Source organism: Citrobacter europaeus (assembly GCA_020099315.1).
Classification (GTDB): Bacteria; Pseudomonadota; Gammaproteobacteria; order Enterobacterales; family Enterobacteriaceae; genus Citrobacter; species Citrobacter europaeus.
Genome location: CP083650.1, coordinates 3,714,261 through 3,737,317, shown reverse-complemented (window position 1 = coordinate 3,737,317; position 23,057 = coordinate 3,714,261). Strand labels below are relative to the sequence as shown.

Here is a 23,057-nt window from a genome sequence, read left to right as displayed (position 1 = left end):
AGCCACAATTTAACTAACTCAAATGAGTTACGTTTATATCGAATGAATCTTACAATGAGATTGCTCTTATAAGTTATTTGTTATTTCAGAACTGTGCTGATAAGTATTTTTTACGGGGCGCGAAATAAATTAATATGCGTTTTACTTAATTTGAAATGTTTGTTAGTTGTATCAGAGATGGATTTGTCACATTACATTGTTTATGCAATTCATTAACACTCACCTGTTCATTTTTTCAGCTCCATCAAAAGTTAAACCTATAATCAAATTGAATCATGGATAAATCATCTATAAATTGCGAATTTATCAGTATAAATAGATTGTTGGTCGGTGCAGCCATATCATTCGTCACGTACAAGTTGCTCAATGTTTTAGCGGGAAAATCTCCAGAGAAGAGGTACCTGACCGCTGGGTAATTATGAGCATCCCATAATGCTATGTGACCACGAATTTTACCAGGAAGGGTAATCGTGGAATTATTCGGAATGGTAATGATGAACAAGATCTTTAAAGTGGTATGGAGTGTTTCGCACTCGTGCGCTGTTGTTGTTTCTGAACTGGCAAAGCGTTGCAGCGCTTCTATAGAAACCAATAGCTCAGGTAGTATTGAATCTAAAACGCATAAATTCAATATTTCAAAAATAGCGCTAAGCATAATCGGTGCCGTACTGGCTACGCATTCCATATATGCTTTTGCCGCCGACTACGTCTTGCCAGATTACTTACCATCGACTAACGCTAATGGCGCAGGGCAACTTGTTGTCGGTGACGGTGAAACTATGAATATTATCACCGGTACCAAAGGATATGGCAGCATTGCCTCAGGTGCATCGGGCTTTAAAACGATGACGATTCAACAGGCAATGGATAATGGGTATATTTCGTCAGGGAGTGAAAATATAAACCTGACGCAGACGACTTTAGGTGGCCGAACCCACAGCATTCAATATGTTGACCCCATCACCGGGGCTTCGCGTACACTCCAGGTGTATGACAGCAATAATTTTGCAGCAAATAGCGTTGGCGATCTGACGACTTATCTGGGGGTCGGCGTCGGTGATGGGCAGTATGTGAACATGAAGCTGGCGACGGTGACATCAGGCGGTACGCTGGATGTGAATGTCGGTTCAACGGGAAGCGACTGGGCATCAAACCCGGCAAATATCTTCAATGCTGTCACGAAGGTCTCTGGAGTTTATAACGTTGAGAGCAGCGCCAGCGATACTAAAGACGCGGTACTGAATTACAATGCCAAAACTATCGTGCAAAGCGGTAGCGTTGGCAATGTCGCGAACAATGCCGGTAAAGATTATAACTTTGATACTGCAACCTACAACGGCACCTTCTCCAGCTCGCTTGGCGAGTATACGGTCAATAATCTGGATGATTTAAAAAACTACAATGATGCTCTGGTGAAAGCCGTAGAGGCTGGCCAACTTTCGCCCGCGGACTACGAGGCTGAGCTGCATAAAGCCTACACTACAGAACAGAAAAACATTCACTTTGACACCAATATCCCGGACGGCGATGCGGTGTTGCAGGCTGCAAATCGTGATGTGAACAGCTTTATTAAAGCGTCCGGGGCGCGCTCTGTCGTCAATATTTCTGCTGATGCCAATATTCAGGCGGTGTTCAGCGATACTTCCGTGGTGACGCTAACCGACGGAGCCACGCTCAATAACAACGGTACGCTGGGGGCTGCAGCCGGTGCATCCGGTGGTGATTATGTCGTTTCCGCGCGTGATAGCATCGTAAATAACAACGGGATTATTGACGCGGGAACCAGTCGTGATGTGAAAAATGCGTGGGTTGGCGCTCATACAGGGATTCTCGCGACCGGAACGACGAAGGTACAGAGCGACGGCGTTATCAACCTCGCCTCGCACCAGGATATCTATAACGCCTATGGCGTGCTGATGAATGACACGGCAACCTTTATTAATAACGGGGTAATGAATATTGCCACCGGAGGCGAGCCTGCGAAATCTTCCGATAGCGTCTATACCTACGGCGTATTTGTGCAGCGTAATGCTGTTGCTACCAATAACGGCACGATTTACATCGGACGTACTGCGCAAGCGGTAAAAGATGAGGCGACCAGCGAGGTTCAGGTCACTCTTCCGGCCATTGGTATGTATGTGAAGAGTGGGACCATCACTAACACCGGTAACATCACGATTGGCGAAAAAGTCGAGAATGCTGTTGCCATTCAGGCCAACGGTAGTACGTCTCCTGGCGCAATCAACGTTACCCAGGACGGCGTCATTGATATCAATGGCACCGGTTCTGCGCAAAATATTGGCTTGATGGGAATTAACGGTGCAAAAGGGCTGGTGAACAGCGGCACGATTAACCTCAATGGGTACAGTGCCAGCGGCATTGAGCTGCAGGGAGGGAGTCAGGCGCTGCATTCGGGCACGATAAATATCACCAATGGCAGCACAACGGACAATTCGTTAAAAAATATTGGCGCCTGGGTCGAAGGGGCCGGGTCTCAGCTTACGATGAGTGGGAGCGTGAACCTTGCCGCAGATAACGCCATTGGTCTGCACGTTCGTGACGGCGGTGTTATCGATATTACCAATACGGGCAATGTCTCATTTACCAGCGGCAAGAACCAAATTGGCTATTTTGTTTATGGTGCAGGTTCAAAAGTTAACGCTTCTTCTACTAATACGCAGGACGTCTCGACTGAAGGCTCAACGTTATATCGCATAGAGGGTGGCGCGACTTTTGATGGCAGCGGGTCGTCTGGTACGACAATGATGGCATCAGGCACAAACAGCACAATTCTGCAGGTGACCGGGGCGGGGAGCCATTTTGATTCCGGCTCGCAATCGCTGAGTATTACCGGGGACGGTGCGACCGGGATTAGGGTTGAAGGCGGAGCGGATGGGGTTATCACCAAAGACGCGGTGATCGTGAAACTTTCCGGTAAAGACACCACAGCCGGGATTGTTGATGGTAATTATTATGACTTGTCCGGGAATGTTGATGAGAGCCAGAAAGGCGACTCAACCCTGACCAGTTACGCCACGCTGAATACCAGCAATACGGCGGATGGCGCTTTCGGCTACATCGCTCGTAACGGCGGTACGCTCAACCATAAAGGTAAAATCGACTTTGATCAGGCGGGCAGCACAGGCGTGCTGGTTTCCGGCGGTACGTTGAATAACGACGGCGACATCAAGGTTAATGGCGTGGCGGTCAGCATTGAAGGCGCTGATTCCGTTGTGAACAACAATGCGACGGTTAGCGCGACGGATGGCACCGCAGCCTATCTCGTCGGCAATGATGCGTCATTAAGTTTGACGGGTTCGGGAGAAACCAAAGCATCAGGAGACGCGCACGGTATCTTGCTGGCCGCTGGCGCGCAAGGTCTGCTGGTCGATGGAGCCACTATCACCATGGACAGCACAGGTAAAGGCAGCGCCATTGAAAATGTCGCCAACATCGCGGGTATTCAGCTAAAAGATACAATCATCAGCGTGGGGAATGGTATCGGTATTCATACCGGGGCATCCCTGGCGCAGACCAACTCCGGAACGATTAACGTGACGGGGAGCGGTACGGGGATCCTGTTTGAAAATATCGACGGCAGCGAAACGAATCAAACGCTGGATATGTCTGACTCGCGCGCTCTGGTTATCAATGTTGAGCAGGCTGCGGGGAAAGGGATCGTCACCAATGCGTCAACTGACCTGAAAACGGGCGTCAGCGTTAACGTGCTCGACGCTAACGGTGGTGAAGCGTTGATTGTTGGTGGCACGACCAAAAATGTTGAACAGGCTGGTGAGCTGACGTCGAAATCGACCAGCCACGCGGTGGTGAATGTTGATAACGGTTCCCTGGAAACGTTTATCAATAAAGGCGTTATTAAAGCGCTGGATGCGTCGCAAAAAGCGGTAGAAATGCTCTCGGGGGCAGGCATCGCGTTTACTAACGCGGCGGGCGCCAGCATTGTTGGTCAGGTTAACCTGATGAGCGGTGATAACACCGTTACGCTGGAGTCTGGCAGTACCGCAACCGACATCCAGACGGGCAGTGGTAACGATCTGTACATCCTGAAAGATGTCAAAGAGACAGAAACCTCGCTGTTTACCAGCCTTAATGGTGGTGACGGGGAGGATACACTTCAGCTGAATAATGCACAGTACATCCTCAATCGCGCCGATGCTATTACCGGCATGGAGCATATCGATCTCACCGCAGGTTCAGTATTTACCGTTAATAATGTTGATTATGCGCTGGGTGATAACCAAAACGATGCGACCGGTACGGGTTACAACATTGATGCGACCAGCACCTTGACGCTGAATTCTGACGCTGCGCTGGCCTTTAACAGCCATCTGGCGGGAACGGGAACGGTCGCCGTTGATGCCAGCGGTAATGCGTTTGATTTTACCAGCAACAATGCGGCTGATGGATTCAAGGGGATGCTGGCGCTGACGAACAGCACCTTTGAGCTGGCTGGATTAAATACCCAGGCGCTGAACCAGGCAACATTAAATATCGGCGAGGGGAACGTCACCCACGTGGGGGCCGGTGAGCAGAATATCGGCGGCCTGGCGTTTAACGGCGGTACCGTCAGCTTTGACGGTGTGACGCCGGGGCAGAGCAGTGCCGCAGGAACAATTCATGCTGGCGCGATGGATCTCTCCGGACGCGGAACCGTGCAGGTTGATACCGGCACGATTACCAACGATCGTCCGCTGGCTGATACCACGCTGTCACTTCTTGAACAGGACGATGCGCAGTCGCTGATCCAACTGGCGACATCAGATACTGCCGTCTCTGGCGGTGCGGGCAATCTGACGCTAACCGATAGCAATGGCAATATCATCAGCGATGGGGTTGAAGCCGGCATCAGCCAAAATGGAGAGATTGTTGCGAACGCAACGTATGATTATCGCCTTACCGGCGGGGAAAACGATGATGGGTTGTACATTAGCTATGGTCTGACACAGGTCGAACTGCTGGCCCCCGGAGACAATGCACTGGTCCTGGATGCGAACGGAAAAGCCGGTAATGCCGCAGATCTCAGCGCCCGCGTGACAGGCACTGGCGATCTGGCGTTTGACAGTGCCCGGGGCCAGACGGTATCGCTGTCGAATATGGATAACGATTACACCGGTATCACCGATGTACGCAGCGGCAACCTGCTGATGAAAAACGATAATGTTCTGGGACAGACCAGCGAACTGCGTCTGGCCGCTGATACCGGTTTTGACATGAACGGTTATAGCCAGACTGTCGGTAAGCTGACGGCGGCGGCTGATTCACTGCTGGACATCAATGGCGGTAACCTGACCCTGGAGCAGGGTGGCACAGCTGATGGAATATTGACCGGAAGCGGCGCGCTGAACATCAATGGCGACACGCTGACCATCACCGGTGAAAACAGCACGCTGACGGCAAAAACGACCATTGCAGAAGGCGCGCGCGTGCTCATGAACACGACGCTGGGCCTTGGCACCGGCGATATTGTGGCGGCGGGGACGCTGACGATGAGCAAGGCCGCAGGCGCGCTTTACAACAGCATCAGCGATGCCGGACGGGTTGAACTCAGCGAAAGCGATGTCGCGCTGGTGGGCAACAACAGCGCCTTTACGGGGCAATTTGCTGTGGATGCGCATTCCCGGCTCACCGTGTTTACTGCAGAAAATCTGGGCAGCGCAGAGGTGAGCAACAGCGGTTCACTGGTGCTGAACAGTAATACCGACTGGCAGCTTAATAACGATGTTTATGGTAGCGGCGATGTGACCAAGCTGGGAGCCGGCTCCATTACCGTCGGCAATAACGCCGCCTGGACGGGCAAAACGGAGATTGAGCAGGGCGGCCTGGTACTGGGGGACGGTACATCTCCGGTCACGCTGGCCAGTAGCGAAGTCAACATTGCGGCTGCGGGGATGCTCTCGGGCACGGGGGGCGTTGCAGGTCATGTGAATAACGCCGGTGTGCTGCAGGTGGGAACCGGGACCGGCGACAACCTCCTGTTCACGGTGGGGGGCGACCTGGTTAACAGCGGTACCCTCGCAACCGGTGTGAATGGTCAGCAGGCCGGTAATCAACTGGTGGTCAATGGCAATTATACGGGGAATGGTGGCCATCTTTCCCTGAACACCGCGCTGGGGGATGACAATTCCGTTACGGATAAGCTGGTGGTGAAAGGCGATACCAGTGGCACCACCTCCGTCAGCGTCACCAACGCCGGTGGGAAAGGGGCCGCCACGATTGATGGGATCGAAGTTATTCATGTTGATGGCGCATCGGACGGTGAGTTCACCCAGGCTGGCCGTATTGTGGCAGGGGCATATGACTACAGCCTTGGGCGCGGTCAGGATGAGAACAGCGGCAACTGGTATCTGACCAGCGGCAAAACCAATCCGGATCCCGAACCAAATCCGGATCCGGATCCCGATAAAGATCTGCGCCCGGAAGGCGGCAGCTACACGGCTAACCTGGCGGCAGCCAACAACATGTTCGTCACCCGTTTGTATGATCGCCTGGGCGAAACGCAGTATACCGATGCCCTGACCGGCGAGCAGAAAGTCACCAGTATGTGGATACGCCACGTTGGCGGGCACAACAACTGGCGTGACGGCAGCGGCCAGCTGAAAACCCAGAGCAACCGTTATGTATTGCAGCTGGGAGGCGACATTGCGCAATGGAGCCAGAACGGACTTGACCGCTGGCACCTGGGCGTGATGGCGGGCTACGGGAACGACCACAGTAACACCCGGTCATCACGCACGGGTTATCGTTCCCGGGGTTCAGTCAATGGCTACAGTACCGGCGTGTATGCCACATGGTATGCCAATGATGCGTTGCATAACGGCGCCTGGCTGGACAGTTGGGCTCAGTACAGCTGGTTTGATAACAATGTTAAAGGCGATGACCTGCAGGGCGAGTCATATAAATCAAAAGGGGTGACCGCCTCGCTGGAAATGGGATATGCCCAGAAAATGGGCGAATTTTCCGGCAGTCATGGCACGCTGAATGAATGGTACATCCAGCCTCAGGCGCAGGCGGTCTGGATGGGCGTGAAGGCGGACGATCATCAGGAAAGCAACGGCACCCGTATCACCAGCAACGGTGACGGCAATGTACAGACCCGGCTGGGCCTGAAAACCTGGATTAAGAGCCATCATCAGATGGATAACGGTAAAGAGCGTGAATTCCAGCCGTTTGCCGAACTGAACTGGCTGCACAATTCACGTGATTTCAGTACGACCATGGACGGCGTGAATGTTCGTCAGGACGGGGCGAAAAATATCGCCGAGGTAAAAGTGGGTGTGGAAGGACAGGTGAGTCCGCGTCTTAATCTGTGGGGCAACATCGGGGTCCAGGCTGGCGACAAAGGCTATAACGACAGCGCTGCGATGGTCGGTGTGAAATGGAACTTCTAAGCTGATTCTGCCGGGCAAGTTCAGCCAGACTGGCATATGTCAGTCTGGTTATTTCCTCCTGAAATAACATCTAAAAAGCGTCCTTCAGGGCGCTTTGTTCAACAACACGAGTTAATCATGTCTGTAACCAAGAAAATCACACCCATCATGCTGGTGTTGCTTTTTCTTCTGGCCGGTGTGCTGACGTCATGGCAGCAATGGGATAGAGAGGGACAACTTGTCAGGGAACACGCGATAAATAGCCTGATCGAAGAAATCGACACGATATTTGACGACGTAAATACGCTGGCTGTGTTGGCCAGCGCAAATATCCAGGAAAATTGCACCGACGATCTGCTACGAAAATTGCGTCTTCTTACGGCATCTGGCGAGAAGATTCGTTCAGTCAGTATTATCAGGAATGGTGAGTGGAACTGTTCTTCTCTCGAAGGCAGAGAATCGCCGGGGATTGTTTCCAGAGGAACGACCACACACTCACTGATGATTGAACAGATTTATCGGCTGAAGACGGAGATGTATATCCTCTATTTTCCGTTTCAGGGGCAGGTGGTGGCGGTTGCGGTATATAAAGCGGCGATCGATAAAATTCTCATGGATTTTGCCCGTAAAGCAAAAATTGATGTGCATTTTTTATTGTATCCAGCAAAACATCCTTTCGTGCAGATGGCCTCACAAAACTATCCTTTCTGGATTGTGACGGATTCACAGGATGGCATTGCAGATTATGTGCGAGATAATCATTATCTTCTTATTTTATTTGTTCTACTGTCGTTGCTGTTATATTTCCACTTACGCCGGGTGCAGCAGATTTCACCGATAAAAATACTGCAGCGTGCGATTCATAATGATGAATTTGTTCCATTTTATCAGCCCGTCGTCGAACTCGCTTCCGGAAAAATCGTCGGGGCTGAAGTTCTCGCTCGCTGGAATCACCCTGAGCAGGGAATTATTCCCCCTAACGAATTTATCCACACGGCTGAACATAGCGGCTTGATCAATGCGCTGACGCTGAAACTTTTGACGCAGGTAGAGACGGATATGCGGTGCCTCAGGGATCATTGCGATATACCCTTTCACATCGGTATTAACATACCTCCACTGTCACTGGAAGATAATGAATTTACCGATGCCACTATCGCCTTTATTCGGCGGATGAACTTGTTTCATATTGGCGTGATGCTGGAAATCACCGAGCGACAGCAGAGTCTGATTCGTGAAAGCGTGCTGAAGCGCTTGAAGGAGGCGGGAGCGGCACTAGCCCTGGATGACTTTGGGACCGGGTATTCTAACTATGCTGCGCTGCAACGTATTTCGCCGCGATTTTTGAAAGTTGATAAGATGTTTATCGATTCATTGGGTAAAGGTGGCGTGAGTGATAGCATTATCAGCAACATTGTTCACCTCTCTGAACTGGCCAGGATCCCATTGGTAGCGGAAGGGATAGAAAGTGAAGAGCAGATGGAGAGGCTGCGACGGATGGACGTTAACTTTGGTCAGGGATACCTGTTCAGTAAACCAGTACCCTTTAATGCGTTTCTGCATTTATTATAAGAATAGCTGATAATAAAAAACCGCTTTCGCGGTTTTTTATTTTTCAATGTTTGGAAGATTATTCACTGACTTTTTTCTCAACGGAGGCAGCACCTTCTTTGGTCTTATTCCAGCCTTTCTCGGTACCCTCTTTTGTTGCATTCCAGCCTTTTTCAGTACCTTCTTTGGTTGTATTCCAGGCTTTTTGTGAACCTTCACTTACTTTGCTGCTCAGGTCATCTTGTTTGCCTTCAGCAGCATGTTTGGCTTTTAATTTTTGCTCTTCGCCCTGATTCTGCGCCTGATGCAGTTTTTCTTTTGCGGTATTGGCGTTTTCGTGTGCGGCAGCTACATCATTATCAGTTGCGTGTGTCGTGGCGGCAATAACGGGAGAAGCCAGCAGAATTGCAGATAATGCGATAATTGTCTTTTTCATAATATCCTCGCTTAGCGTTATAAGTTATTAGCATGGTTAAGCATGGCATACAAACGAAGCGCTGGCTTTAGGAAAAAACTGTAAGTGCGGATAACGCTATTTTTTCCACTTTTGCAGTGTGAGCAATTAATACGGTTACGTTGTCTTGGGGGGAAAACCACATTTAATATTGGGTTAAATAACGAGTTATCATCATTATTTAGCATGGGCCTGCATCATGATGCTGCCTGATATTTATTTGGGGCTGAAATTCGCTTATCAGAAGTGAAGTTGAATTTTAATCACACGTTCACACGTGAAACTATACGTGTACCCATTTCTCTGGATTTGACCAGTGCTACTGGCAATACAGACACAAAAAAGCCCTCAGCTTACGCTGAGAGCTTTTCATCGGTGTTTGGGCTGGCGGAGTCTGAATAATATTTTCAACATCATGTTTTTATTGTTTATTTTTCAATTCAACTTTCATTGGTATACCTAAGCGTATACCAATGGCGATTTGTTGCAATGTTTCCTGTGGTTAAGCGAACTTGTTTTTGAATAGATCACATCAAGAAAAAAACTTTTTTTACGGAAAACTGTTCACACTGTTCACTCGCCATTATTTATCTTTAATTTCAATGCGATATCCAGTGAACAGTCCGTGAACAGTGAACACTTTACTGTTCACTTTCCGGGATTTCAGATAAAAAAAGACCGGCTGATGCCGGTCCGGGTAGGTTATGTCGCGGTGGTTTCGTCGCACCGGGGCAGCCAGTCGGCGTTGCTTTCTTCCCTGAGCGCAAGATTCGTCTGCATACCCTGATTTGTTCGCCGCCTGGCGTAATTCAGCCCGTACTCTTTCAGCATCGATGACAGCCCTTTGCCGAACATGGTCAGGCTGAGTGTGTTCTTGTAGCCGTGTGCCTCCATGTAGACCAGATAGGCGTGATACAGGTACAGGCGCGGCTGTCGCGGGATGATATTCGCATTCCCCATGTACATACCGTCAGGCTCGGGCAGTGCCTCCAGATAGCCACAAAAATCGAACGTCGGGTCAGCGTCGCGCTTGATGCTGAGTGCCTCGTCGGAGTTCTGCTGCGACTGGAGCAGTGTGCGCGCGGTCATCGGGTCGCTGAACGTCTGCATGAGCTGGCGCACGATGACGGCCAGCTCCCGGGCGATTTTATCTTTCAGCTTCGGGTCACGCTCTTCCGGGGCAATCTGTTCCGGGAAGTGCATTATCACCCGGCGACGGGACACCCCGCCGCTGCGGTCGGTGAAGCGCATCGGGTTATTGTTCACGGCCAGTATCACCGCCGGAATATGGGTGGAGTATGCATCGCGGTATTTCGGGTCGACGGAGACCGCATCCCCGCCGGTGATAGCCTTGAGTCCTGCCCCGTCACCGCTCCATTTTTCCTGGTCAGGCAGGCGTATCAGCGAGAAGCCAATCAGCGCCGCGCGTTCGCGGGGCGACTCCAGCGTTTCGATAGTCGCCGACGTGGCGTTATCTTCCCCGGCGAGCATGGTCGCAATTTCGGCCAGAATACTTTTCCCGCTGCCGCCGGGACCGGTCACTTCGAGAAAGAGCTGCCAGTCGTAACGGTTCGCCAGCACCATAAACAGCGCGGCGAGTATCACGTCACGTTTATCGGCACGCGAACCGGCAGCGCGGTCGAGCCAGCGCCAGAAATTCGGCGCGTGCGTCTCCAGCGTTTCCCCCTCCACCGGCGGGGTGAAATCCACGTCGCACAGGGTGCGCAGCCAGTGCGATTTGCTGTGCGGGCTGAATATACCGCTTTTGGTATCAAGCACGCCGTTGCGAAAGCCAATCAGCCGCCGTGACGGGGCGTCCTGCTGCGGAATAATCAGTTTCAGGGTGTCGACCACCGAGGCAATTTTCCCCGACGAAAACGGGGCGCGCAGGCGCTGGAACAGCCCGGCCACGTCGCGCGCAAAGTCCGACGGCGGGATGATTTTCCAGATTCCCGCCTCATAGCGGGACAGGAGCTGCCCGTTTGCATCCACCGCCAGCGCTTCGCCGTAATGCTCATGCACCCGCATGGCTTTCTCACTGGTGCTCATGGCGGTAAATTCCGCCTCGCTCATGGTAGAGAAAGGGCTGTCAGCCGGTGGCCGGATGGCGTCATACATGGCTTTACGCGTGGCCTCCCCGCCGTGCTGTGTATACGCATCATTCCAGTCCCCGAACACCGGCGGCAGGGCGAGCACGCCCTCGCAGGACTCTGCGGCCGCAGACGCTTTGGTCTGGCCGTCGCCGTTAAGGTCGCGGTCGGCGGCCAGCACAATCCGGCAGGCCGGGTATCTGTGACGGGCAAGGCTCGCCAGAGAAAGGAGGTTCACCGACGACAGCGCCACCATGACGGTTTCCCCGGTCAGGTGATGCACGGTGAGCGCGGTCGCATAGCCCTCCGCTATCCACAGCCGTTTTCCCGCCTCTTTTTTCCCGTCGAGAATATGACATGCCCCTTTTACCTGCCCCCCTTTCAGGGTGCGCTTGAGGCCGTCTGCGTTAATGAGCTGGACGTTAACCAGTGCGCCGCTATCGTCATACAGCGGGACAACCACATCCCCGGCGCGGTACGTCACACCGCCGGTTTTATGCAGGGTGGTGAGCGTCAGACATTCCCGACCGGGGAAGCCCTTGCGGGTAAGGTAGGCATTGCCGGTGGCCGGTCGGGCTTTCTCCATCAGTCTGGCGGCCAGCGCGGCCGCCGCTTTGCGGTCGGCCTCAGTTTCAGCGTCTGCGGCCGCAGTCACCGCCGGGGAGACCGGCGGCAGGTTGCCGGTCACGGCGTTCACCTTCCCGGCCGCCTCTGACGGGGTCACGCCGAACACTTTCTCAACCAGTTTCAGACCGTCTCCCGCGCCGCACTGGTTACAGAACCACGTCCCGCGCCCCTCTTTATCGTCAAAGCGAAAGCGGTCGGAGCCGCCACACACCGGACAGGCCTGATGGCGGTTTTTGATGACCGTTACCCCCAGCGCCGGGAGAATGCGCGGCCAGTGACCGCACGCCTGTTTTACGGTGTCCGTTACGTTCATTTTCATTGTGGTTGTCTCCCTCAGTGCAGTGCCGGTGCGGTGATATGACGGGCGCAGAGTTCATCCATCACGGCCAGCCCGAGAAAGGACAGCGACGGGGCGGCTTTCAGTGGTCCGGCTTCCATTAAATCTTCGAGCAGGGCACAGGCAATCTGACGGCCTTTTTCCTCGCCATGCTGGCGCAGATAGAAGCCCTCCAGCTCGGCCGCAATGGCGCTTTCCAGCGTACTGAGCGTGAGCTGCGGGTAGCGGTGCTGACGTTCGCACAGGGTCAGCCAGGCACAGGCGACCGCACGGCGGTAAAGTGCAGCGCGCAGAACGGGAGATAATGCGGTTTTCATACGTTGCCCTCCCCGGTCAGCCAGCGCTGATTACAGCGGTCGACCACACCGTCGAGCCGGGCAGTCATGAAGTAAATCACCGAGGTGAGCTGTAGCTGCTGCGCCGGATTGTGGCGCAAAGAGGTGCAGTCCTGCACCTGCATCAGGTCGCCGACGAGCTGGCCGACGTTGCGCATATGTTCGAGGCATTCAAGGTCTGCCCGGCTGATGGTGGGCTGGTTTATATTCTGCGGCCGTTCCGTACTGTTAACAGGCATTATTTCGTCTCCTGAGGACGTGCGTATCCCTGCGCAGATACGCACATTTAATATTCGTTATCGTTTTTTAATTACAGATAATGGCGGTAGCTGTTATCCGGTTTTATTTCCGTTTCCGGCCTGAAATTATTCCGCCATTTATGCGCCACCGGCGCCGGGCGTTTAACCGGGGGAATATCGTCAGGATATTTATCGATATTCCGCGCCCGGTATTGCTGTAATGCCGGGTCAGCCGCTATTTCGCGTAATACGGCATGGCGGTTTTCAGGGTTGCGCTTAAATACATCGGGATGCTCACAGGTAAAGTCCCGCAAAAAACGACCGAGCGGAATTTCTGCCATACGGCCACCGGCAATTATACGAATGAGGATGGTGTAGGTGCGCCGGTACGGATTCCAGACCAGCCCCGGACAGCGGTACGGCATATCCCACGGAATACCGTCGGCCAGCACGCCCGACACCACCACATCAGGAAATCCTGTACAGCGATATATTTCACCCGGCTGAGGGAAATCAAACATGGTGCTCACCTCCGTTTCCCGACGTCGTGGCGAGAAAGTCACGGCACAGGCCTTTGGCTTTCAGCTCTTCCAGGACGTAGCTGACGTCCTCATGGATATAACTAAAAATCTGCGGCAGGTATAGCTGGTGTAAACCGTTCAGCTCACGGCGCAGCAAATCTCCACCGATGAACTGCGAGACGGCGCTGGCGCGATTGAGTTTATGGTACGCCTCTATGCTGAGGTGTTCCTTCATGGGGTTAAGGTCATCACGACGCGCTGAGACGGTCTGAGGGGTGTTTTTATTACGCATGTGACACCTCCACAACCGGCAGGCGGGCGGCAAGGGAAAGCACGTATTCGCGGACAAGGGTGCGGCGGGCGGCCAGCTCGTCACCGGCCACGGTGCGGAGCATACAGATACGGGGTTTACGGTCTGCGCGACGGACGGCGGCAAACACAAAGACAAACTGCGGGTGTGACGGGGTGAGGGTCGTAGCCATAAGGGCAACCTCCAATAAGTAGCGGTTATTGCCACCACCGGAGTTCCTACACTCATGGGTGGTAGCCCGGACGGGGGTAGGAATACCGGCCTTATTGGAAACCGGCCAGCCCGAAGGCTGCCCCGCCCGGACCACCATTATCTGATACAGGCCAGTGTGAAACCACCACAGCCCGAAAAATGGGTGTACCTGAGCAACGACGTAAAAAAACACGCATGGCGCGTGTTGAGTCGCCAATAAGTAACACGGGTTCCTACGCCCGGCTGTCGATTTTGCGACAGCGACAAAACTGTACCAGGAAACACACAACGGATGCAAGCCAGAAAAAGGGGCTTTGTGAAATCGGCTCTGATTCATGCGTCGTATTTCCGGTTGCGGTGCGCGACACGTTCTGCCATCCACGCCGTGATTTCAGACTGTAGCCAGGCGACATTTTTACCCCCGAGGGAAACCTGTGCCGGGAAAGCATTGCGGGCGATTAAATCGTAGAGCGTGGAGCGGGACAGGCCGCACTGATGAATGACTTCCGGGAGACGTAAAAAACGTTCCTGAACCGGGGCTGAAACCGGCATCAGGTGCGTGCCAGTGGGAGAAGGTGGTACTGATGAAACCGTGTGCATAACGCTACCTCGTTAATATCCGCAGAGATCCGGACGTGTCCGTCCGGTATCAGGTAGCGCTCTATTTTGTGAATATTTTTTCTCAATGCAACAGGGGGAAATTGTACAAAGCACGGGACAACGGATGCTGTTTTTTTACTCAAGACCATTTAAAGGCACTGGAAGGAGTTATAAGGCACTGGAGATTTCAAAAGTGAAATGCAAATTGATTTAATCACCCTAACAGCATGAATTAATAGGATATACCGCATAAAATTTACATTCGGGATGTTCAGACCAGTGAACAGTAGTGAACAGTTGGTGAACACTTCTTTCTCAACTGTTCACTCTTTAATTTATTGTTTTACTTATATTTTTATACTGAGTGAACAGTAGTGAATAGTTATATGTAAAAAAACAAACAGAGAGAAGGGTTTTCCTGCGACCTTTCTCTGGCCAGCCGGGTTTTGAAGTCCTGTTTGTGCCATGTCTGCTACAACGGTAATGAATCGAGTTGTTGTCTGAGGGACGGCAGAATGGCGTCAGGTTGAAAACACAGAGAGAACCCGACGATGAAACCAGATTTGTTTACCGCGGTAATGAAAACCATCGGCAGCACGCAGGATGAGAACATCCGCACGGCCATTGACAGTGCACTGGACAGCCTTAACGAGAAAGCAAACCAGAACGCAGAGGCCACGATAAATAATGCGCTTGAGGCATTCAGCAAGGCCAAATCCGTGCACACGGAAAATATGCTGAAACTGAATGATATTGATGCCGCCATTACCCGCAGCGGGAAAGAGCGTCAGAACGCCCTGAATGAAAGTGCCGAAGCCGAACAGAACTGGCGTACCCGTTTTCGCGAACTGCGCGGCATGATGACCCCTGAACTGAAAGCCGAACACAGTCAGCGAGTGGCTGGTCGGGAGCTGGCGGAGGAATTCACCGCCCTGATTGATGAGCTCAACGATGATAAAGCCAGTACCATGCTGGCCGCCTGTACATCAGGAGATAAGTACGTCGGCACGCATTTTACGGTGTTCTCTGCCTACTCCCGGAATGAGTGGGCGGCCGTGATGAAAGACATCCCTCCCTCACTGGTGCGCGCATTTGCGTTACGTCTGCGTGAACTCGAAATGAAAGGAGAAGAACACCCTCACAACGTTCTCATTCAGGAACTGGGGGAGAATGTACTGGCGCAAAGCAGGTACTACGCATTCAACATGACGCAGGAGCCGGTAATTTCAAAAATTGGGCTTCACCGTCCGGCACTCACCGGCGTGGATATGAAACTCTATAAAAGCCCTGTTCTCAGAATGGCGCGGGCTAAAGAGCTGGCACAAAAGAAAAAATCGCGGGGGGTTAAGCCATGATGCGCTGTCCGTACTGCAAACAGGCTGCCCATGTCCGTACCAGCCGTTACCTGTCGGATAACGTCAAGCAGAGCTACCTCCAGTGCGTGAATGTCTTTTGCTCCGCAACCTTTCGCACCACCGAGTCTATCGACGAGGTGATACGGCCACCGGCAGAAGAAAAGCCCGAACCGCCGCAGACAGTACCAGAAACACCGCCCCGAATTCTGGACTGCGCCCGCTCATCGCTGCGCCACTGATTCAGGAGAAAAGACAATGGCACGAGCACTACTGGAACAGGCCTTTGAAACCTGTCAGAAGAATAAATCGGACTGGATGAGCAGCAAGTCAGCACTGGCGCGGGCTGAAATGGCGCTGAAAGAGCTGGAGCTTACCTGCACCCGTTATGAACCGGAGGCCGCACAGGCGCTGCGGGATGATATTGACCTGAAAAAATGGGCGGTAAATCAGTCGGCCGGGCAGTACATCCGGTCACATGAGGCCGTGCAGCGTATCAGTATCCGGCGTCAGCTCCACGCCTTTATGCAGGTAAGCGGCGACGCGCTGGCCGCCGCACTGGCACCGGAATTAATGCACCTCAGCGAACAACCTGACATCGTCAGAGAACGGGCTCTCGACCGGGCGGCCGCCAGTGTTTGCGAAGCGCTGTCCGTTCATGTTACCCGCGGAGGAAATATTGATTATGCAGAGGAAGATCGCGACATTCTGACAACCATCGGTTTCCGGCCTGACAGAGCATCGAGAGACGACAACCGGGCAAAATATACGCCTGAACAGAGTCAGATTTTCATGCGCCGACAGGCCGCGCAGACCCGCAAAAAATCCGCATAAAACGCCCCGAAAATACCCGTCTTTTTAATAAAAATAGCCATGCATGCCTACGCTGCATGGCTTTGCATGCAAAACCCTGAATTTTCCACCCCGCGCCGCACCAGCACTGGCGCGGCCTGAGTCCCTTCATGCACCTGCATTAAAAGTGCCCCACGAAGCGGGCAGGCGTGGCGGGGAGAGCATTGCGCGCCAGAGTTCTGAATGATAATTTGACAGCATTGTTATCGTTTAGCTTGTAGTTCTTAATGAAGAGGGTTCTATGAATACCGATACCTTAATTTTAAGGTTCCGTGATTTGGTAACAGAGAGTGGTGGTACAATTGCCGAGCACTTAAAAATCATCAAAGAACATGGTTATGTTTATTGGGGATGGTGGGCTAAACCTGGTGAACAAGTTCCTTCATATTTTATGGATATATCAAAAGAGCTGAGGGAGACAACAAAGAATATATATCTTTTTGACTCTGGAACAGGGAAGTTATACGCGGCGATCTTAAATGAAATGATTTTCAGTGGCGTTGATATAAAGTGTCCGGACACTAATTTTACGCCTAGTTACTATACAAGTCGTTCATGTTCTGCTTGGTTGAAGTTGATAGATATCACCGAAGTAGATGATAAAAAAATATATGAAACTCTTAATTGTTTGTCGTATTCAGAAACGAACTCTCAAATGTTTTTAGATGGTACTAGTTTTTCAGACTTTGAAGGGAAGCAAGTATCAAGCCTAAGGGAGTTACAGTATCAGGAACGAACGCTTTGGTTTGTTAATGATTTTATTAAAGGCAAGCATGATACGCATGAGATTCTATTAAAAAATGCAAATGTTAGTATTCCTCGGGTTTTTCATGAGAAACATATTGTTTCAAAGTCAGGTATATTTCATTGGCTGTCGGATTTGCATTTTGATGATGCCAATAAGTTTCATCAATTTACTGGTTTTAATAAGCGCACCTTGCAAACACTATTAGATGAATATTTCCAAGATGAAATTGAGTCGTTGATTGTATCTGGTGACATTACTTGGAAGGCAACGGAGCAGGAATTTAATATCGCTCTGGAATTTTATAGAAATCTGTGCGCTAACAGTTCTTTAACTTTTGACTCGATCGGTATATGTCCTGGAAATCATGATGTTAGCTTTAGTGAAGGTCTCTCTCATGATACTTTATCTGCGCTTCAAAAGTTGCATGAAAATATGCATCAAAAAAAGGAAGAAATACCACTTGATAATAATGGTGATGGTGGCAAAGATATTGAAATAAAAAAGGAGGATAATGTAAATAAACTAAGTGGTGAAGAATGGGATTTGTTAGTTTCAACAGAGCTTGGAGAAGATTCCAAAAACAACTATCGCCAACATTTTAAAAATATCTATAATATTGAGCCAAATAAATATCTATCAATGGGTAGAAAGTATTTGGTTAAAAACCAACGATCTGTTGAGATATGCTACTTAAACAGTAATCTTTTGCAACAACATCGATTGGCCTTTCAGGGGCAAGGTTTTATAGGTATTGAGCAACTTAAAGATGCAGAAGAAAAAATGGGTTGGAAAGGTGTTCCTAAAATGATGGGAACAGTAAGATTAGTTGTATTGCATCATAACCTATTTGCGGTAAATTATTTTTCCACTCCTACTATGGGGATGCCCGGTGGGATTGTGTATGATGCGGAAGCGGTAGTTCAATGGTGTTTTAAAAATAGAGTAAATGTTATTTTACATGGACATACCCATGAAAGGAGTATGACTAAACTTACCCGTAAATGTGAAGGTGGAGGTGAGTATAGTGTATGGGTGGTTGGGTTAGGTAGCACTGGTGTTGTTAGCTCTCATTTGGTTAACTCTAAATATAATGAAATGGCTACCTTTGATTTCAATCATGAAGAAATAAAACTAAATATATACCATGTTTCTGAGTCGGAAATAACTTTTGATAAAGAAATTATTTTGGATTGATTATGAAAAAATTACTGATTACAGATTTAGACAATACTTTGTATGATTGGGTTTCATTTTACGCTCAATCATTTACTAGTTTGCTAAATGAATTGTCAATAATACTTGGTGTTGACAAGGAAATATTAATTAAGGAGTTTAAACAGGTTCATAAATTTCATGGGAATTCGGAATACCCCTTTGGTGCGCTAGAGTTACCATCAGTTATTAGTAAGTTCAAATCAAATGATAAGGTTTTTTTAAGTAAGAAGGTTGATAGCGCCTTTCATGCATTCAATTCTACAAGAAATAAAACATTAACTTGTTATTCGAATGTATTGAGTACATTGCAAGAAATTTCTTCCTCAGGTATTGTTATCGTTGGGCATACAGAGGCGCCAGTAAGAAATGCATTATTTCGATTGGAGAAATTAGGTCTCCTAAAGTATTTCAAACACTTATATACCCCTCATGATAGATATCATGATGATTTAAATGATAAAACAAAGCAGTGGTTGTCTTCGTATGGTGATTTTCTTATTCTTTTAAATGAGAAGCAAAAGAAACCTAATCCTGAGTTATTGATTGATATTTGCTCAAGTGAGGGGGTGGAAAAAGAAGATGCAGTTTATATAGGCGACTCGATTGTAAAAGATATTGCAATGGCGAATCTTGCTGGAATCGACTCCGTATGGGCTGAATACGGAAAACAACATTCTCAAAAGTATTGGGATGTCTTAGTTTCTATAACTCATTGGACTGAGGAAGATGTTGCTAGAGAAACTCGTTTGAAAGTAGAGTTAGGAAAACAAAAGCCAACTTATACAATATCCAGTTTTGATGAGTTGAAAGATATTTTATTCTGATTTTTCTTTGGCGGTTAATTAACCGCCATTTTAATCTGTAATCCCCACCAATTCATTAGCTCTATTCTTTTTTCAATATAAATAGCTCTATTATAAGCTCTCCTGACCTCATTTTTGTCGCTATGTGCAAGTGCAGATTCAATTACATCGGAATTAAATCCATGTTCATTCAACGCTGTACTTGCGATTGCCCGTAATCCATGAGCAACTAATTTCCCACCATAACCAATACGTTTTAAAGCAGCATTAGCAGTTTGGCTGTTCATGGGTTGTTTTGGATCATTCCTACTCGGGAAAACATGTTCCCTATGAGCGCTGATGGGCTTCATCACATCCAGAATCTCTAATGCCTGTGGTGATAAAGGAACGATGTGTTCCCGCTTAGCTTTCATCCGTTCGGCTGGAATAGTCCAGAGCTTCGCATCGAGATCGATCTCTGCCCACTGAGCACCGGAAGCCTCAGAAGGGCGCACAAGGGTCAAGAGCTGCCACTCAATAAGACAGCGAGTCGCAACAGACAGATTTGACATGACTAGAGAACGCATTAGCTTTGGCAATTCCTCTGGCCGCAGCGTCGGCATGTTTTGTTTTTTGGGCTTCTCAAAGGCCATCCCAACACCTGATGCTGGATTGGCATCAATCAGACCAGTGTTTACGGCATAAATCATTATCTCGTTAATGCGCTGCACCAGTCGACGTACAGTCTCAAGCGCCCCACGAGCTTTGATTGGCTCAATCGCTTCAACCAATGTACGGGCTTTGATTTGCTGAACGGGGATCTCACCGATGGCAGGGAATACATCTTTCTCCAGTGAGCGCCAAATGTCTTTTGCGTAATCAGGGGTAACGCTTTTGCTTTTGAGCTGGAACCAGTTTGCCGCAACAGTCGAAAAAATACTGTCTAGGGCTATCTGTTGCTGTTCTTCAACAACTTCGGCCTGAACTTGGGGGTCGACGCCATTAGCTAATAAGGAAAGATAATCCGCTCTTAACCCTCGGGCATCAGCAAGCGAAAGGGCGGGGAAGGAGCCGAGTCCCATCATTGTTCGTTGCTTTGTTGCCGGACGTTGATAACGGAAACGCCAGAGCTTTTTCCCGCTGGTTTTCACTATCAGGAAAAGCCCATCACCATCATGTAGAGTTAGATCCTTCTCTAAAGCTTTAGCGCGCAGAACTTCGGTGTTGGTCAGGGGGCGCGTTGTCCGTGCCATATGGCCGCTCCTTCGTGAATTGGTATACGTTTTTAGGCCTACATCTTACCGTATACCTAAACGTATACCAATTATCACTGGATTCAGGCGGATCTTCTCGGATGGTTACGGACAAATAACAGATACAAAAAAGCCCGCAAGGCTTACGCTGTGCGGGCTTTCAGGACTTCCTCGGACGACTCTGGTAATCGTTGAGGGAGAATTTTGGTGCTGGGGTCCCTGTAATTAGTTATTCATTCCATTGATTTTTAATATTATTTAAACTTTGAATTTTATGTGTGGTTCTAAAAAGGAACCATAAATCGTAATGGTATGGGTTCTCACGATTAGCGGATTGGATAATTGTATCAAAAGGAAACAAATTCTTCAGTTCAACTCCCTGCTGGTAGCTGAACTGCGCAAGCAGGATCTGCTTTTCACCGATTAGTGAATGCGGTAGTTTTTCAGCAAAACTGAATTCTATCCGTAGGGCAGTACCAGCATAGGTGGAGAATGGATTTTGAACAACTGGTCACCAGAGCACACAAAAGACATCAAGAGTTGGTTTAAGATTGATACATATCGCAAATTTGAAGACCTCTCATTGCTCCAGTTTTACCATGAGATATGGGCTCGTAACTTGTTCTTTAAGGAGTATCGGGAAGAGTTTGAGAGCAGAACTCTTATGGGTTACTTTTCAAAAATTTTCAGTGGCAATCCTTTTTTAATTGAAGAAGGGCAACTGGGATACATGACTCCTGCCAACAAACTTTTTCAGCCTCCCCATTTTTTTCTTACAACTCTTGATCGCCTTGCTGAAACGAGCATCATTGCTATGCAACGCGGAGGTTTTGTTTGGGATGGTGATGACAATTATTCAATAAACAGAGATCTTCGGGAAGAATCACTTTCAGATATTATGCCAGATCAGTTTTCACGAACAGTCATGTTCGAGATTGATTTGGCAAGTGGCACAGACGAAGAGATTGCAGAGTCGCTTAAAGCTGCATTACCGCAGTGGCGTAAAATCAAAGGTATCGAACCAGATCCTTTAGAATCAGTTCGCTTTGGGTATGGAACTATCAAGAAACTCATCAGTTATCGTGTGATACCTATGCTGGATATCCTGGTGTGGGCAGCCGTTAAAAAAATCCGTGTCTCTGACGACAGGTTATCCAGACTGCTATATACAGACGATGACGAAGAAAGCGAAATGAGGCAGTCTAGCCAAATCAAAGATACCGACAGGCCTTTGGCTCTTAAATCCTGCACAACTGACTTTATCCGACAATTCAATTACTTCATGAACAAAAATAGCCATTTGAAGCAAATGAAAGTCTCTGATGTAATGAAACTATCGGATTAGAATTACATTTATAACTATTTGTTTTAATTGTGAAAATTAACTAAAGGCATCATTGTGAATGGTGTTTTTTTTTGCGATTTTTACTTTAAACCGGGCATTTTGACACTTGCTATAAAACGGGGGAATTTCAGCTACTCTCAAGTTCCCCTTTTTTGTACGGCACCAACTTCGAGAAAACCATCCTGCATAGCTACGAAGAACCTCCGCTTCAGGAGCTTCGCTCTTTTCTTTTCCCAACTGTTCGTATAGTGACTTCACCGCAACGACAAGGGATAACGAAATGAAAAATCAAGCAACCCGCCTAATACGATTACCAGAAGTTCTCGAACGAACTGGCTACGGAAAAGCCTGGATATATCGTCTGATCAACGATGGTAAGTTTCCTGCTCCTGTCAAAATTGGAAGTCGTGCAGTAGCTTTCGTTGAAAGTGAGATTGATACCTGGATTCAGTCTGTTATCGAAACAAGTCGAAATAATGTTGCTTAATTGAACATAGGAGCGGTTTTATGAATATCGAAGAATTTGTAAGCGAAGAAAACCATATGTGCAATTTATGCAGAGATCTTTTTTACAAGATCTTTGACCAAGAAGTGATTTATGACTTACCTAATAACGAGTTTAATAAAGAAATCGTTTACTGGCTCAGTCAGTACCTTGTAGGAAATCTGAGAGAACCTTTAGACTCGATCTCTGAGCTTAATGCTTGCAAACAGATATATGTTTACGAGACCTGGTTATCTCTAATTAAATGTCCTGATGAATTTAAACTCCTAGCGAAGCGGATAATTTTATATCTAATGGATTAAGAGCTTTTTATGAAAGTGTAAAGTTTGGCTGCATAATTTACCTTAAAACTTTACAGAAT

General features: G+C 49.2%; 19 protein-coding genes. 10 read left to right on the top strand and 9 right to left on the bottom strand.

From position 1 onward, the window contains the following. Positions 1-470 precede the first annotated feature (470 nt). Together LA337_17560 and LA337_17555 are read left to right on the top strand one after the other, a co-directional pair. On the top strand, positions 471-7,409 hold the full coding sequence (locus LA337_17560; protein ID UBI14962.1) for an autotransporter outer membrane beta-barrel domain-containing protein: 6,939 nt from the start codon (positions 471-473) through the stop codon (positions 7,407-7,409). Positions 7,410-7,526: 117 nt separating this feature from the next. Continuing rightward, complete coding sequence (locus tag LA337_17555; GenBank protein ID UBI14961.1) at positions 7,527-8,960, top strand: EAL domain-containing protein; 1,434 nt, start codon at positions 7,527-7,529, stop codon at positions 8,958-8,960. Between the two features lie 58 nt (positions 8,961-9,018). Here the strand turns inward: LA337_17555 and LA337_17550 are convergent, their stop codons facing one another. The 8 genes from LA337_17550 to LA337_17515 all read right to left on the bottom strand — a co-directional run bounded on the left by LA337_17550 (position 9,019) and on the right by LA337_17515 (position 14,644). Further along, positions 9,019-9,375: a hypothetical protein gene (locus tag LA337_17550; GenBank protein UBI14960.1), complete on the bottom strand. Its 357-nt coding sequence runs from the start codon at positions 9,373-9,375 to the stop codon at positions 9,019-9,021. Between the two features lie 720 nt (positions 9,376-10,095). Further along, positions 10,096-12,429, bottom strand: a complete 2,334-nt coding sequence (locus tag LA337_17545; GenBank protein ID UBI14959.1) for a toprim domain-containing protein — start codon at positions 12,427-12,429, stop codon at positions 10,096-10,098. A gap of 14 nt (positions 12,430-12,443) precedes the next feature. After that, complete coding sequence (locus LA337_17540; protein ID UBI14958.1) at positions 12,444-12,764, bottom strand: DUF5375 domain-containing protein; 321 nt, start codon at positions 12,762-12,764, stop codon at positions 12,444-12,446. Beyond that, the gene (locus tag LA337_17535; protein UBI18504.1) at positions 12,761-12,988 is read right to left on the bottom strand and encodes a hypothetical protein; all 228 of its coding nucleotides are present in this window, start codon (positions 12,986-12,988) and stop codon (positions 12,761-12,763) included. The genes LA337_17540 and LA337_17535 overlap by 4 nt, the downstream gene beginning before the upstream one ends. Positions 12,989-13,092: 104 nt before the next feature. Next, positions 13,093-13,542, bottom strand: a complete 450-nt coding sequence (locus LA337_17530) for a hypothetical protein (GenBank protein ID UBI14957.1) — start codon at positions 13,540-13,542, stop codon at positions 13,093-13,095. Continuing rightward, positions 13,535-13,834, bottom strand: a complete 300-nt coding sequence (locus tag LA337_17525) for a Derepression protein (protein UBI14956.1) — start codon at positions 13,832-13,834, stop codon at positions 13,535-13,537. Before LA337_17525 ends, LA337_17530 begins: the two co-directional genes overlap by 8 nt. Then, entirely contained in the window at positions 13,827-14,381 is a 555-nt protein-coding gene (locus LA337_17520; protein ID UBI14955.1) for a host cell division inhibitor Icd-like protein, read from the bottom strand. Before LA337_17520 ends, LA337_17525 begins: the two co-directional genes overlap by 8 nt. After that, on the bottom strand, positions 14,378-14,644 hold the full coding sequence (locus LA337_17515) for an AlpA family transcriptional regulator (GenBank protein ID UBI14954.1): 267 nt from the start codon (positions 14,642-14,644) through the stop codon (positions 14,378-14,380). The genes LA337_17520 and LA337_17515 overlap by 4 nt, the downstream gene beginning before the upstream one ends. A gap of 551 nt (positions 14,645-15,195) precedes the next feature. Between LA337_17515 and LA337_17510 the strand changes: the two genes are divergently transcribed. The 5 genes from LA337_17510 (at position 15,196) to LA337_17490 (ending at position 19,635) form a co-directional block, all read left to right on the top strand. Then, positions 15,196-15,999, top strand: coding sequence for a capsid protein (locus LA337_17510; GenBank protein UBI14953.1), 804 nt, complete (start codon positions 15,196-15,198; stop codon positions 15,997-15,999). Further along, positions 15,996-16,238, top strand: a complete 243-nt coding sequence (locus LA337_17505; GenBank protein UBI14952.1) for an ogr/Delta-like zinc finger family protein — start codon at positions 15,996-15,998, stop codon at positions 16,236-16,238. The genes LA337_17510 and LA337_17505 overlap by 4 nt, the downstream gene beginning before the upstream one ends. A 16-nt stretch (positions 16,239-16,254) precedes the next feature. Then, positions 16,255-16,830, top strand: coding sequence for a phage polarity suppression protein (locus tag LA337_17500; protein UBI14951.1), 576 nt, complete (start codon positions 16,255-16,257; stop codon positions 16,828-16,830). A 259-nt stretch (positions 16,831-17,089) separates the two neighbouring features. Continuing rightward, positions 17,090-18,790 carry a metallophosphoesterase gene (locus LA337_17495; GenBank protein UBI14950.1) on the top strand — a complete coding sequence of 567 codons (1,701 nt, stop codon included), beginning with the start codon at positions 17,090-17,092 and terminating at the stop codon, positions 18,788-18,790. A gap of 2 nt (positions 18,791-18,792) precedes the next feature. Continuing rightward, positions 18,793-19,635 carry an HAD family hydrolase gene (locus LA337_17490; protein ID UBI14949.1) on the top strand — a complete coding sequence of 281 codons (843 nt, stop codon included), beginning with the start codon at positions 18,793-18,795 and terminating at the stop codon, positions 19,633-19,635. A 14-nt stretch (positions 19,636-19,649) separates the two neighbouring features. On the opposite strand, the gene LA337_17485 is transcribed toward LA337_17490, so the two are convergent. Then, positions 19,650-20,846: a tyrosine-type recombinase/integrase gene (locus LA337_17485; protein ID UBI14948.1), complete on the bottom strand. Its 1,197-nt coding sequence runs from the start codon at positions 20,844-20,846 to the stop codon at positions 19,650-19,652. Between the two features lie 499 nt (positions 20,847-21,345). Between LA337_17485 and LA337_17480 the strand changes: the two genes are divergently transcribed. The 3 genes from LA337_17480 to LA337_17470 all read left to right on the top strand — a co-directional run bounded on the left by LA337_17480 (position 21,346) and on the right by LA337_17470 (position 22,998). Beyond that, a complete protein-coding gene (locus LA337_17480) occupies positions 21,346-22,191 on the top strand; it encodes a DUF6387 family protein (protein ID UBI14947.1) in 846 nt (281 codons plus the stop codon). 280 nt (positions 22,192-22,471) lie between these two features. Further along, a complete protein-coding gene (locus tag LA337_17475; GenBank protein UBI14946.1) occupies positions 22,472-22,678 on the top strand; it encodes an AlpA family transcriptional regulator in 207 nt (68 codons plus the stop codon). A 20-nt stretch (positions 22,679-22,698) separates the two neighbouring features. Then, complete coding sequence (locus LA337_17470) at positions 22,699-22,998, top strand: hypothetical protein (GenBank protein UBI14945.1); 300 nt, start codon at positions 22,699-22,701, stop codon at positions 22,996-22,998. Positions 22,999-23,057: the final 59 nt, after the last annotated feature.